Origin of the sequence: Chitinolyticbacter albus (assembly GCF_024437655.1) — a bacterium.
GTDB lineage: Bacteria > Pseudomonadota > Gammaproteobacteria > Burkholderiales > Chitinibacteraceae > Chitinolyticbacter > Chitinolyticbacter albus.
The window spans coordinates 59,444-72,978 of the sequence record NZ_JANBVF010000010.1 but is presented as its reverse complement, the minus strand read 5'-3'; the positions used below and the strand labels follow the sequence as shown (position 1 = coordinate 72,978).

10 protein-coding genes are annotated in these 13,535 nt (G+C 66.9%); 2 read left to right on the top strand and 8 right to left on the bottom strand.

Annotated features, from left to right (window positions below; all coding sequences use genetic code 11):
• The first annotated feature begins 195 nt into the window (after nucleotides 1–195).
• Nucleotides 196–741, top strand: a complete 546-nt coding sequence (locus tag NLI84_RS08110; RefSeq protein WP_255989476.1) for a GNAT family N-acetyltransferase — start codon at nucleotides 196–198, stop codon at nucleotides 739–741.
• The gene (locus NLI84_RS08105; protein ID WP_255989475.1) at nucleotides 738–1,028 is read left to right on the top strand and encodes a dihydrofolate reductase; all 291 of its coding nucleotides are present in this window, start codon (nucleotides 738–740) and stop codon (nucleotides 1,026–1,028) included. Before NLI84_RS08110 ends, NLI84_RS08105 begins: the two co-directional genes overlap by 4 nt.
• 7 nt (nucleotides 1,029–1,035) lie before the next feature.
• Here the strand turns inward: NLI84_RS08105 and NLI84_RS08100 are convergent, their stop codons facing one another.
• From NLI84_RS08100 to NLI84_RS08065, 8 genes are all read right to left on the bottom strand, one after another.
• A complete protein-coding gene (locus tag NLI84_RS08100; protein ID WP_255989474.1) occupies nucleotides 1,036–1,947 on the bottom strand; it encodes a DMT family transporter in 912 nt (303 codons plus the stop codon).
• A 109-nt stretch (nucleotides 1,948–2,056) separates the two neighbouring features.
• On the bottom strand, nucleotides 2,057–3,496 hold the full coding sequence (locus NLI84_RS08095; RefSeq protein WP_255989473.1) for an efflux transporter outer membrane subunit: 1,440 nt from the start codon (nucleotides 3,494–3,496) through the stop codon (nucleotides 2,057–2,059).
• Complete coding sequence (locus tag NLI84_RS08090) at nucleotides 3,496–4,770, bottom strand: efflux RND transporter periplasmic adaptor subunit (protein WP_255989472.1); 1,275 nt, start codon at nucleotides 4,768–4,770, stop codon at nucleotides 3,496–3,498. The genes NLI84_RS08095 and NLI84_RS08090 overlap by 1 nt, the downstream gene beginning before the upstream one ends.
• The gene (locus NLI84_RS08085) at nucleotides 4,767–7,943 is read right to left on the bottom strand and encodes an efflux RND transporter permease subunit (protein WP_255989471.1); all 3,177 of its coding nucleotides are present in this window, start codon (nucleotides 7,941–7,943) and stop codon (nucleotides 4,767–4,769) included. Before NLI84_RS08085 ends, NLI84_RS08090 begins: the two co-directional genes overlap by 4 nt.
• A gap of 258 nt (nucleotides 7,944–8,201) precedes the next feature.
• A complete protein-coding gene (locus tag NLI84_RS08080; RefSeq protein WP_255989470.1) occupies nucleotides 8,202–8,522 on the bottom strand; it encodes a 4Fe-4S dicluster domain-containing protein in 321 nt (106 codons plus the stop codon).
• A complete protein-coding gene (locus NLI84_RS08075; protein ID WP_255989469.1) occupies nucleotides 8,519–10,138 on the bottom strand; it encodes an FAD-dependent oxidoreductase in 1,620 nt (539 codons plus the stop codon). Before NLI84_RS08075 ends, NLI84_RS08080 begins: the two co-directional genes overlap by 4 nt.
• A gap of 32 nt (nucleotides 10,139–10,170) precedes the next feature.
• A complete protein-coding gene (locus NLI84_RS08070; RefSeq protein ID WP_255989468.1) occupies nucleotides 10,171–10,971 on the bottom strand; it encodes a class I SAM-dependent methyltransferase in 801 nt (266 codons plus the stop codon).
• 355 nt (nucleotides 10,972–11,326) lie between these two features.
• Entirely contained in the window at nucleotides 11,327–13,522 is a 2,196-nt protein-coding gene (locus NLI84_RS08065; protein WP_255989466.1) for a putative bifunctional diguanylate cyclase/phosphodiesterase, read from the bottom strand.
• Nucleotides 13,523–13,535 lie beyond the last annotated feature (13 nt).

The window sequence follows — 13,535 nt, the reverse complement described above, 5'->3', positions numbered from 1 at the left end:
ACGCCCTGCCTTGACGCTATCGGGAGGCCATCGCGTAGCGTTGACTGCCTACCAGCTGTTGCGCTTTGCGCACAACAGCGCAAATACCTCTCGGATTTGACCACCGCCACCCGCAACGGGCCCGCTGTCATCGCGGTGCAGCGCGTGGCATGCGTCTTGCTCGATGCCCATCTTCATCAGAGCGGAATGTCACGCATGGGTAACGCCGTGGAAGGCAAAGCCGGGGCCATACGCTATCGCGAGGCCTGTGCCGAGGATGGGACAGCCATCGGCCTGCTGCATACCCAGTGCTGGCTGGGCTACTCGCCAGATAGGGAATTGGCCAATACCATCGTTTCCGAGCGGCTGGCCATCTGGCGACAACGCTGCACCCGGCACGATCCAGCGATGCGCCTGCTGCTGGCAGAGTCAGGGGACGAGCTCGTCGGCTTTGCCTGCGCACTGGCCCGGCGCGATCCAGAGTTCGGCAGCCTGCTCGACAACCTGCATGTGGCCAAGGCCTGGCAGATGCAAGGTATAGGCAGCGCCTTGCTACGCGAGGTCGTCACTTGGTCGGCTGAGCTGACACCATACGACGGACTCTACCTGTGGCTGCTGCCGATCAACCGCGCCGCACAAACGTTCTACCTGCGACGGGGCGCCCGCGAGTTGCAAGCTGCAGATGCACTCGCAGCCGGGCATACGTCGATGTTACGTTATGGCTGGCGCCGGCCAGCCTCGCTGCTTGTCAAGGATTGTTGAGGGCGCCACAGCTCGACATCATTCTCGTCGCGGTCATGGGGGCCGCTTCCCGGCAGGGCGACACGCTGTACGGCGGCGGCAGCGCCGAGATTTATGCCCCGGCCTTGCCCTTGGCTAGCCAGTTGGTGCTGACCGAAATTCAGCGGGACTTCATCGGCGATGCCTGCTTCCCTGCGATCGATCCGGTGCAGTTCACCTGCTTGCAGCGCGAGGATGTGACGGCCAGCATTCCCTACCACCTAGCTCGCTATCAACGCATCGCCCCGGTATCTGGTGAACAAGACTGAACGGCACTCAGGCCCGCGCCCAGATCCGCAGCCTGAACGCGCCGCGCCATTGCGCCAACACGATGCCGACCAGCATCAGTGCAATGCCGCCCACCTGGTGCCAGCCCAGACGCTCGCCAAGGATGGGCAGGGCGAACAGCGCACTGAACACCACGCCGCAGGCGGAAAACACGGCCGCCTCGTAGGAGCGCAGCGTGCGCAGCAAGTGCTGGTACACGCTCTGGCCGAAGGCGATGCCCACCACCGCGTAAAGTGCGATCACCAGCAGGTGCTCGCGCTCGAGCGCGGGCAGGCCATTGCTCGTCCACGCGCCGTGCACGATCACCGGCAGCCCGCCCAGCCACAGCGTAAGCAGGGTCAGCTGAGCCGCCGGCACGCGCTCGCCAACGCGCAAGGCAAGCTTGCGCACCAGGATGTTGTTCAACGCCAAAAGCACGATGCCGATCACCAGCAGGCTCGCGCCGTAGAGTTCACCCGGTGGCGGCGCGCTGCGAAAGAACACGCTGACCCCGGCCAGTGCCACCAGCGCACCGACCAATTGCCACAGCGACGGGTGCTCGCGCAGCAGCAATACCGACAACACCATGGTGGCGATGCCGACGAAGTTCACCAGATAAGCATGCGTGGTGGCCGGCAGGTAATAGAGGCCGATCAGGAACAACAGACGCCAACCCAGAAAGGTGTTGATGCCGATGGCGGCCACATAGGCCCAGCTGCGGGCATCGAGTTGGGAGACGCGCAGCGTACCCGCGCGTACAAGCTGGTAGAGCGTAAGCGCAGCCAGGGCCACCGCCAGTTGCAACCAGTAGAAGGTGTGGGCCGGCACCGCGCGCAGCACGCCCTTGCTCAGCACCACCATCAGCGAGCCGGACAGGATGAGCAGCAACAGCTGCAGGATGGCGACGAGGCGCGGCGGCATGGCGGGTTCCGGCAAAAGGCGTCATGACAGCAAGGGCCATGCCAGCGCCCAAGCCGCGTCCCGCCATCCGCTTGCCGTGCCGCGCTGTTTGAATCTGCGCAACGGCCGTTCAATTTGCTGCGTTTTCAGCAGCCGGCTGCCAGCCGCCGCCCAGCGCACGGATCAGCTGCACGGTGCTCACCAGCTGCTGGCCATGCAGTTGCGCCAACTGGCGCCGGTTGTTGAGCACGGCCTGGCTTGCCGTCACCACTTCCAGGTAGGACGCCACGCCCCCACGGTAGCGGTCGGTGGCGATCGCCAGCGTGCGCTCGGCGCTCACCGTCGCGGCGCCGGCGTGCTGCCGGGCCTGGTCGTAGGCAACGAGCGAGGCGGCGCTATCTTCAACTTCTTGCATCGCGCGCAGCACGGTCAGCCGGTACAGCGCGCTCGCCCCTTGGTGCTGGGCCTGGGCGGCGTCGACCCGCGCCGCGTTGCGGCCACCATCGACCACCGAGTACGCGAGACCGGCCCCCAGCGACCACAACACGCTGGGTGCCGAAACCAGTGACGACAGCTCGCTGCTGTCCCAGCCGCCGATGGCGCTGAGGCGCAGGCTGGGAAAGCGCGCGGCGCTCGCCACACCGATCAGCGCATTCGCGGCGGCCACCTGCCGTTCGGCCGCTGCGATATCGGGGCGACGCTGCAACAGCGTGGCCGGCACGCCCAGCGGCAAGGTCGGCACGGCAACCGGGCCATCGAGCGACAATGGCCGCGGCGGCGGCTGAAATAGCGGTGCGGGCGTGCCGATTAGCGTGGCGAGCGCGTGTTCCAGCAGCTTGCGCTGGCGCTCGGCGAGGTCGAACTGGGTGAGCGTGGCTTCGCGCTGCGCCTGTTGCTGCGCCAGTTCCAGCCCGGATGCCGTGCCCTCCTCGTAACGCGCCTGGAGCACATCGACCGCCCGTTGCTGGAAGGCCAGCCCCTGGCGCAGCACGTCGAGCTCGGCATCGAGCGCGCGCAGGCTGAACCAGCTGCCGGCCACCTCGGCGGTCACCAGCAGTCGCACGTTTTCCGCATCGGCCTCGGCCTGGCCGCGATTGGCGTTGGCCGCCTCGATCTCGCGCGCCACGCGGCCGAACAGGTCGACTTCGTAGCCAACAGCGGCAAGCAGCGAAAAATCGTTCTGCACGGTGGAGGTGGACTGGCTGTCGTAACTGCTGCCTGGTCGGTTGGCGGAGGTCTTCTGCCGCACGCCGCGGGCGTTCAGGTCCAGCGTCGGCCAGCGACCAGCCTCTGCTGCGCGTACGCCAGCACGGGCCTGGGCCAAGCGCGCAGCGGCAAGCTGCAGGTTCTGGTTGGCGTCGAGCGCCTGCCGCTGCAGCGCGTTGAGTTCCGTATCGCCGAACACGGTCCACCACTCGCCCTTGGGCTGGGCATCCGCCGGCTCGCCCTGCTGCCACGGCAGGCTGGCCTGCCAGGCTGGCACCTCGGCCAGTTGCGGGCGCACGTAGTCCGGGCCGGCGGCGCAGCCGGCCAAGGCCAGCGCCGCAACCAGCGGGATAACCCACCGCATCACGAGCGCGCCTCCTTGCCGGGCTTGCTGCCAGCCTTGCCAGCCTTGTCGCCCTTGCCCCCTTTTTCGCCATCACGCGCCGGTGGCACCCAGGCCACGGTGCGTACCTTGTCGCCGGCCTGCAGCGCATCGGGTGGATTCACCACCACCTGCTCGCCGCGTTGCAGGCCGCCCTGCACCTCGGCCGCCTTGCCGAAATCTCGCCCCAGTCGCACCGATCTGTCCTCGATGCGGCCATCGCGGCCTACCACGGCCACGCTCACGCCATCCGCGCCGAAGCGCAGCGTATTGATCGGCAGCACCTGCGGTTTTCTGGCGCCGTCGAGTTCCAGCTTCACTTCGGCGTAGGCGCCAGGCAGCAGCTTGCCCTGCGGGTTGGGCACGGCCACTTCGACCAGCATGCCGCGGCTGCCTGGATCGATGGCGCCGGCGCTGCGCACCACCTTGGCAACGTAGGGCTTGCCCGGCCAATCCGGCGCCTGCACGGTGACCGCTTGGCCAATCTCGATGGCCGGCGCCAGCGCTTGTGGCACCGATACCTGGATGCGCAGCGGGTCGGTCTGCGCCAGCGCGAATAGCTCGCGCCCGGTGCCGGCGGCGACCAGCGTGCCGACGTCCACATTGCGGCGGACCACGATGCCATCGAACGGCGCGCGCAGCTCGCGGAATGATCGCAGCCGCTCCAGCCTGGCCACGTTGGCATCGGCTGCGGCCAGATCGGCCCGTGCCTGGCGCAGCGCGGTGCTGCGCTCGTCCAGTTCCTGCTGCGATACGGCATCGCGCTCACGCAGGCCCTGCCAGCGCGCGAGCGACGATACTGCCAGCAGCAGCCGGGCATTGATCTGCTCGCGCGCCGCCCGCACCTGGCCCAGCTCCTGGTCAAGCTCGGGCGTGTCGATCTCGGCCAGCAGATCGCCCGCCTCTACGCGTTCGCCCAAGTCCTTGTGCCAGGCCTTGAGATAGCCGTTGGTGCGGGCATGGATCACCGCCTCGTCGCGGCCGCGCAGCGTGCCGGCCAGCGTCAGCGTGCGCTGCGCCTCGCCCGGCTTCAGCGTGGTCACCTGCACCGTGCGTTCGGCAGCGCTGCGGGTAGTAGCGGCCAGCCGGTCGGCCGATTGCTCGTTGCTGATGGCGCGGGCCACGCCGCCGCCGAGCAGCAGCGCCAGCAGCAGCAAGGCCAGCTTGCGGGCGCGCCGCACGGTGTGCGAGGCATGGTGGGCGGTATCGAGCGCGGGGCGCGTGGTGTCGTTCATCTTGGATTCATCCGGGTTCATGCGCCCAAGGGGTGGGCGGAGAGGGGCAGAGTTGCGTCGGCGTGGCGGGCGCGGGCCTGCAGGCGGCGGTGCACGCCAGCGAACACCAGCGGCACGAAGAGCAGCGTGGACGCGGTGGCGAACAGCAGGCCGCCGATCACCGCACGGCCCAGCGGCGCGTTCTGCTCACCGCCTTCACCCAGGCCGATGGCCATGGGCAGCATGCCGACGATCATGGCGCAGGCCGTCATCAGCACCGGGCGCAAACGGGTGGTGCCGGCTTCCAGCGCGGCATGCACCGGTGGCACGCCGGCCGCCAGCCTCTCGCGAGCGAACGACACCAGCAGGATGGCGTTGGCCGTGGCGACCCCCACCGTCATGATCGCGCCGGTCAGCGCCGGAACCGACAGCGGCGTGCCGGTAAGGAACAGCATCCAGGCGATGCCGGCGAGCGCTGCAGGCAAGGCGGTGATGATGATCAGCGGGTCAATCCACGACTGGAAATTCACCACGATCAACAGGTAGACCAGCACGATGGCAACGGCCAGCCCCAGCAGCAGGCCGCGATACGATGTCTGCATGGTGCTGACCTGGCCGCGCACCTTGAGCTCGGTGCCCTTGGGCAGGTCGGCCCGCACCGCGTCCAGTAGCGGTTCGATATCGGCGTAGACGGCCGCGAGGTCCCTGCCCTGCACACCCACGAACAGGTCGATCACCGGCGTGAAGTCGTAGCGCGACAGCACCGAGTGCTGCGCGTTTGGCGCCAGCGTGGCGAGGTTGCCCAGCAGCTGCTGCGTATCGCCGCTGCCGATCGGCAGCTGCATCAGCCCCGAGATCGAATCGAGCTCGTGCTGGCGCTGCTGCACCGCCACGCTGTAGGTGCTGCCGTTCTGCGGGTTCAGCCAGTAAGTGGGCGCCGTCTGAAAGCTGGACGACAGAGGGATCATGATGTTCTGCGCCACATCGCGCATGGAAAGGCCGGCGTGCTGCAGCCGGGTGCGATCGACCTCCAGCGCCAGCACCGGGCGGTTGATGCGCTGGTAGATCACCGCGTCGACCGCGCCCGGTACCTGGCGCACCTGGCCCAGCAGCTTGCTGGCGATGGCATGGTTCTCTGCGATCTTGTTGCCGATCAGCTGGATGTTGATCGGCGCCGGCAGGCCGAAATTGAGCGTCTGGCTCACCATGTCCGCCGGCTGGAAATAGAACTCCACATCGGGAAAACGGCGCGGCAGCTCGGCGCGCAGCGCGGCCATGTAATCGGCGGTGCCGCGGCTTTTATCCGGCACCAGCGAAATCAGGATTTCGGCGTCGGACGCATCGATGGTGCCGGAGTTGTTGTAGACGGTGTTGATCGGCGTATATGGCCCGCCGATGTTGTCGAGCACGGTCTTGATCTCGGCGGGCGGAATCTGGCGGCGGATCTCGCGCTCGATACGATCGATCAGCGGCGGCATCTCCTCCAGCCGGGTGCCGGCCGGTGCGCGCACGTGCAACCGCAACTGGCCGGCATCGACCACCGGGAAGAAATCACGGCCCAGCGCCAGGTAAAGAGCGGACGAGAGCAGACAAAAGCCCAGCAGTACCGCTCCGACGCTGCGCCTATGGTGCAGCACGGCGGCGAGCACTGTGGCGTAGCCCCCGCGCAGCCGCTCGAAGGCCGCGTCGAACCCCTGGTGGATGCGCCGCCAGCGCCCCGGCTCGGTGGCGACGCGATCATGCCGCGCCAGCAACAGCGCCAGCGTCGGCACCAGCGTGCGCGACAGCACCCACGAAGCCAGCATGGCGAACACCACCGCGAGGGCAAGCGGCACGAACAGGAAGCGCGCCACGCCGCTCAGGAAGAACATCGGCACGAACACGATGCAGATGCACAGCGTGGCGACAAAGGTCGGCGTGGCGATCTCGGCCGCGCCATCGCGGATCGCGCTGAACGCATCCTTGCCCAGGTGCTGGTGGCGCTCGATGTTCTCGATGGTGACGGTGGCGTCGTCCACCAGGATGCCGACGGCCAGCGCCAGCCCGCCCAGCGTCATCAGGTTGATGGTCTGGCCAGCAACATGCAGCAGCGCCAGCGACGACAAAATGGACAACGGGATCGACAGCGCGATGATGACGGTGCTGCGCCAATTGCCGAGGAACAGCAAAATCATCAGCGCGGTGAGCGCCGCCGCGATCAGCGCCTCGATCACCACCGAGCGCACGGCCGCCTTCACGAACAGCGACTGGTCGAACAGCGTGGTGAGCTTGAGATCGTCCGGCAGCGACTTGGCCGCCTCCGGCAACACCTTGAGCGCGTTCTCGACGATATCGAGCGTCGAGGCGCCGCCGTTCTTCAGCAGCGTGACCAGCACGCCGCGCTCGCCATCCTGGCGCACGATATTGGTCGGTGGGCCGTAGCCGTCGCGTACCTGTGCCACATCGCGCACATAGGTGGTGGCGCCGTTCACCGTGCGGATGGGAATGTCGCCGATCTGGGCGATGGTGCGCGGCGAGCCGTTCAGCGCCACGTTGTACTCGGTCTCGGCGATCTTTACCGTGCCGGTAGGCAGGATCAGGTTCTGCGCGCCGATGGCGTTGACCACATCGACCGGGCTCAGCCCGCGCGCCTTGAGCGCGCTAGTATCGAGGTCGACCGCGATCAGCCGCGACTTGCCACCATAAGGTGCCGGCACCGCCACGCCAGGGATGGTGATGAGCTTGGGCCGCAGCGTGGTGAACGCCAGATCGGACAACTCGGTGTCGGACAGCGTATTGCTGCCCAGGCCTACCTGCAGGATGGGCAGGCTGGACGCGGTGTACTTGATGACGATGGGCGGCGTGATGCCGGCCGGCAACGAGCGCATCGACCAGTTGGTGCTGGCAACGATCTGCGTCAACGCGGTGGCGATGTCGGTGCCCGGCTGGAAGAACACCTTGGTCATGCCGATGCCGCCGAGCGACTGCGATTCGACATGCTCGATGTTGTTCACGGTGTTGCTGAGGTTGCGCTCGACCGGCGCAACGATGCGGGTCGACATCTCCTGCGCCGACAGCCCGTTGTACGACCAGACGATGCTGACCACCGGGATATCGACCTCGGGAAAGATGTCGGTCGGCGTGTTGCGCAGCACGTAGGGCGTGGCGAGCAGGATCAATAGCGCCGCGACGATGAAGGTGTACGGTCGTCGCAGCGCGATATTGACGATCCACATGGATGGCGTTCCCTGAGCGGCGTCGCGGGTACTTGGCCCGGACGGTTGTAAAGGTGCAAATAGTCGGCTCGCCTTGAGCAATAGCCATGCCATGCCGCTAACACCCTGCCCGCCTTGCATCCGCCCGCCTTGCTGGCGCGCGCGCAGCAGCATGCGGGCCATGCTGCGCAGATTTCATCACCCCACGATTCGCCACCACATGAATACGGCCCGCCGAAGCGGGCCGTGTGGCGAAAGCTGCAAACAGGTTCTGGCGGCTCAACCACCGCGCAGCAGCCGAAAGCTCTGGTCCGGCGCGGCGCGCGCGCCGGGGCTCCAGCCGATGGCGCGGCGGTAACTGCCCAGCAGCGCATCGCGCTCCAGCTCGTGCTCGCTCACGTTGACCGTCCGTTCGGCAAACGGCGCCACATAGAGCGCATCGACCGGGCAGTACGCCTCGCACATGAAGCAGGTCTGGCAATCGTGCTGGCGCGCGATTACCGGGTTGTCGCCGGGCACGGCGTCGAACACGTTGGTGGGGCACACCTGCACGCACAGGTCGCAGTTGATGCAGCGCTCGGCGCTGACAAGCTCGATCATGCCGCCACCTCCGCCGGCTGTGCTGCTTGATGCCATGGTGCGCGATGGCTGCGCGTCCACACCTGGTCGAGCCCACCGCTGTGGATGTAGTGCTGCTGCGCCGGATCCTGCGCCGCGTGGTCCAGCCGCTTGTGCATGCCGCGCGTCTCGGTGCGCGCCAGCGCGCTGCGGTACATCCAGCGCGCGGTAGCCAGCATGGCCGCAGCCTCGCGCTCGTGCTGGCGCGTGGCGGGATCGAGCGCGGGTGCGCTCTGGCGCAACGTTCGCCAGTAACCGTCCAGCTGGGTCAGCGAATGCGTGAGCCCCGCGCCGCTGCGGAACAGGTTCTTGGAATACGGCTGTACCTCGTGCTGTACGGCGCGCGTGAGCTCCCGAGCATCGAGCACCCGCCCGCCTGACTGGGTAGCGCCGCCCGCGGCGATGGCGGAGCGTGCATGCGCGCCGGCGCCCTCGCCCAGCGCAAACCGGGCCGCCGCTTCGCCGGCCCAGTAGCCGGACGAGGTGGCCCAGGCGGCATTGTGGCTGCCACCGCCGGTGAAGCCGCCGCAGATCAACTCGCGCGTGGCCGCGTCGCCCGCCGCGTAGAGCCCGCGCACGGTGGTGGCGCAACCGGCATCGACCAGCCGCAGCCCGCCGGTGCCGCGCACCGTGCCTTCCAGCCGCAGCGTCACCGGGAACTGCTGGGTGAAGGGATCGATGCCGACGCGGTCGAACGACAGAAAGAAGTTGGGCTGGGCGCTACGCGCATAACGGCGGTCGTCGTCGTTCGCCAGATCGAGCAAGGCATAGACCTGGGTGCCAGCCTCCAGATGGCGGGCGATGATGCTGCGGCCATGTTTGGAGCCGGCGCCATCGATCACGCTCCCGTCCTCGTAGCGGAAGGTAGCCCAGCGATAGAAGGCGGACTTGGTCACCGACGAGAACGCCGGCGACAAACCGTAGGCGTTGGAAAACTCCATGCCCGACAGTTCGGCGCCGCTCTCGGCCGCCAGCAGGTAACCGTCGCCGGTAAGCACGTTGCAGCCGAGCGCATTGGAGAGAAAGGCGCAGCCGCCGGTAGCCAGCACCACCGCGCCGGCGCGTACCTGCCAGGCTGCATCGCCCTGGCGGCTGACGCCTTCGGCACCGACCACGGCGCCTTCGTCGCCCAGCAACAGCTGCAACGCCGGGCTCTGGTCGAGGATCTTCACCCCCGCCTGCTTCACCACCTTGCGCATCAGCTTCATGTATTCCGGCCCCTGCAGCGAAGTGCGGCGCTGGCGGCCCGCCTCGTCGACCGGGAACGGGTAGCCCCACTGCGCCACCTGCTCCAGGTTGGCATAGGTCTGGTCGAGCACGCGCTCACCCCAGCCGCGATCGGCGAGATGACCACCTAGCACTTCGCGGCTGGCGAGCGCCGCCTCGCGCGCCTCGGCTTCCGGCGGCACATACCAGACACCGGTGCCCGATGGCGCCGTGGCACCCGAGGTGCCGACATAGCCCTTGTCCGCCAGCACCACGCGGGCGCCGGACTGAGCGGCTCGCCAGGCCGCCCAGCAACCGGCCGGGCCACCACCTATCACCAACACATCGGTCTGCAGGGTGCGCACATCCGCGCGCGCTGCGCTTGTCGTCATGGGGTTCTCCTTGGCTTGGATGGGCGGACCGATCAGGCCCGCAGGGCAATCGCGAACAAACGGGCGCCTTCCTGGGCGATGCTGCTGCCCTGGCGCTGCTCATCGAGCGCAACGCGTATCTGGTCGCGGGCACGGATACGCAGCGGCTCCGGCAAGTGGCCGAGGAAGTTGCCGAAGGAACTCGCCTGGGCGAAGGCGATGGCGGCCTCCGCATCGGCGTGGACCTGTTCGTTGGGCTGGATATCGATGCGCGCGGCGGCAAAGCCGGCCGCGGCCAGCAACGCACTCAGTTCCGCCGCGCAGATACGCTGGGCCGCACCCCGCAACGGGTAGGCCGCATATTCGGGCCGTGCCAGCACTTCTTCGCGGATGCGCTGCAGCACACCCGGATGCTCACGCGAGCCGGTGGCAATGCCGATGCGCCCACCGGGGCGCAGCACGCGATGGATCTGCGCCAGTGCCGCCGGTTTGTCGTCCAGCCAGTGGAACACCGCATTGAGGTAGACCACATCGAACGACGCGGGCTCGAAGGCATCAAGCACGTAGGCATTGCCGACGGCGAACGTGAGGTTGGGCCGGCTGCGCCGCTGCGCGATTTCGATGCGCGTGGCCAGTGGGTCGATGGCGATCACCGCGCCAGTGGGCCCGACGGTATCCGCGGCACGCGTAGCCAGGAGCCCCGTGCCACAACCGATATCGAGCAACTGCTCGCCAGGGCGCAGGCGCAGGCTGGCCAGCAATTCCAGCCCGGCCTTGAACTGCCGCTCCCGGCTGATGGCTTCGTAATGCCGAGCAAGCTCGGGGGTATCGAGCGCAAGACTGGGGCCGGACATCGCGCCTCCGCGTGGCGGTTGAGTGATGTCCTGCTGTGAGCACAAGCCGTGCCATTGCTCGCCAAGCGGCGCCAGGCCTCGAATCCAGCCTAAAGCCCGACCTCACTGCATTGAAAGTGTGCTGGGCTCGCAACAGCTCACGCGACAGGCTGCTCCATAAGCGACAGCTGGATCAGGGGGGCGGCTAAGTACGGCGACCCGGCGCAGCGGCTCTACGCAAGAAGCGCGAAGCATCCCGACAGGCAGTAAACCGGGCGCGCCTCGGTCGCCCTGAAAGGCGGTAGCCCGGACTCCCTTCGGTCGCACGCAGTGCCAGGCGTACGGCCAGTGGGCACGAGCTGGCCCAAGGATTGGGTCAGCGGCGTTCGTTGTCGCTAGACGCCTGCGCCGTGGTGGGTAGTGGTGCCGGACCGACATCGATCATCGACATGTCCGGCGGGGTGTAGGGCAGCAGCGGACTGCCCAAATACCAGGGGCTGAACACTTCGGCGGCCATGGGCTTGGCGATCAAATAGCCCTGGGCCTCATCGCAGCCCATTACCGCTAGTGCCTGCCAGGCCGATTCGGTCTCAACGCCCTCGGCCACCACCTGCAGGCCCAGGATATGGCCCAGCTCGATGATGGAGCGGACTATGGACACGTTCTCGAACTTGGAATCGAGCGCCTGCACGAAGGTACGATCGATCTTCAGTTCGTGTACCGGCATCTGCGCAAGGTAAGCGAACGAGGAATAGCCAGTGCCAAAGTCGTCGATCGACAACCGCACGCCCAGGTTGCGCAGTCGCGCCAGATTGGCGAGCAGTTCACGCGGACGGTTCATCACGCCGGTTTCGGTGATCTCCAGGCACAAGCGGGATGGATCGGCCCGATGTCGTTCGATCGCAGCTTCGACATAATCGACGAAGGCGGCGTCCTCGGCATCGCTGACACCGATGTTCACCGATATGACCAGCTCGATCTCCAGCGATCGCCAAAACACGCTGCGCGCCAGTACGTCATCGATCACCCACTGCGTGATCATGCGCAGGCGGCCGGTCTGCTCGGCAAAGGGAATGAAATCGCCCGGCGGTATCCAGCCGCGCTCCGGATGCTGCCAGCGCACCAGTGCCTCGGCGCTCTCGATTTCGCCATCCTTCATCCGTACCTTGGGCTGGTAACAGACAACGAACTGGTTCTCCGCGACCGCGTTGCGCAGGTCCGACAGCAAGGTGAGCTGGGTCTGGCGATTCTGCTCGAAGCCCGGATCGTAGAGCACGTGGCTCTGATGCAGTCGTTTGGCGGCATACATCGCCACCTCGGCGTGGCGCAGCAACAGATCGCCGTTGTCGCCGTGCTCGGGAAAGAGCGCGACGCCCATGCTGGCGCCAAGCTCCAGCCTTTGCCCTGCCACCACCACGGGTTGAGCCAGCAAGGCCTCGATGCGCGACAGCTGCACCGGCAACCGCTCTATCGCGGTGTCGGGGAACAGGATGGCGTATTCGTCGCCGGACAGGCGCGCGCACAATTCGCCTTCGCTGCCCAGCGCGCTCGCCAAGCGCTTGCCCAGGGCGGCGATGGCGGCGTCGCCGACCTGATAACCCAGAAAATCGTTGATGTACTTGAACTGATCGAGATCGAACAGGACGACGGCAAAGTGCTCAGGCTGTAGCGCCAGATGCGCCTCGATCGCCTCGATCAGCCTGGGCCGGTTGGCAAGGCCGGTGAGCGGATCGACGAAAGCCAGGCGTAGCATCTCGCGCTCACGCTCGGCGACGGCACCGGTCATGGTATTGAAACTTCGGGCGAGCTGGCCCAACTCGTCACCGCTCTTCCACGCCACGCGGGCGCTGTAATCACCGGCTTCGATGCGGCGCACCCCCGACACCAGCGCCTCGACCGGGCGCGACAGCTGCCAGGTGAGGAGCAGCGACAACAGGAAACCGATGGCGAAGATCGAAAGGCCGATGCCGAGCGATTGCCGCAGCGCCAGCTCCAGCTGCTGCCTGATCTCGCCCATCGTGACGTCGGCGCCAATCAGATACGGCCGGCCATCGCTGGTGACCGCCGGTACGAACAGTGAGCGGAAGTGGCCATAGCGATCGACGTACTCCACATAGCGCGGCTTGCCCTCGGCCAGAATCTGCCTCAGTGCAACATTGGGGCCGCGATATTCGGAGAAGAACTTGCCGTAGTAGCCGCGATGCACTTCGTCCGGGCTGGCGCTGTCCATCAGGTAGACGATGCGCTCGCCCACCGGCATGAACATATAGAGGTAACGCAGCCCCACCGTACGGCTGTAGCGGTCAAAATCGGCCACCCAGCGTCGGTATTCCAGTGGATTGATGTCGCCGGGTTCGCGGGCGCGGTCCAGGTAGTCCCGCGGCAGCATCATGGGGGCGGCAGCCACGGCGGCGGCCAGACGCTTGTCCACTTCTTGACGAACAGCGTCAGACTTTAAGGCGTAGATATAGTAGCTATAGGCGCAGGTCGCAGCCAGATTGATCAATACGAACACGGCAAGAATCTTGCCCCGTATCGTATTTGCAAAGCCCCAGCCCCATTTCACGGCCATTCGCCCCCCTCTC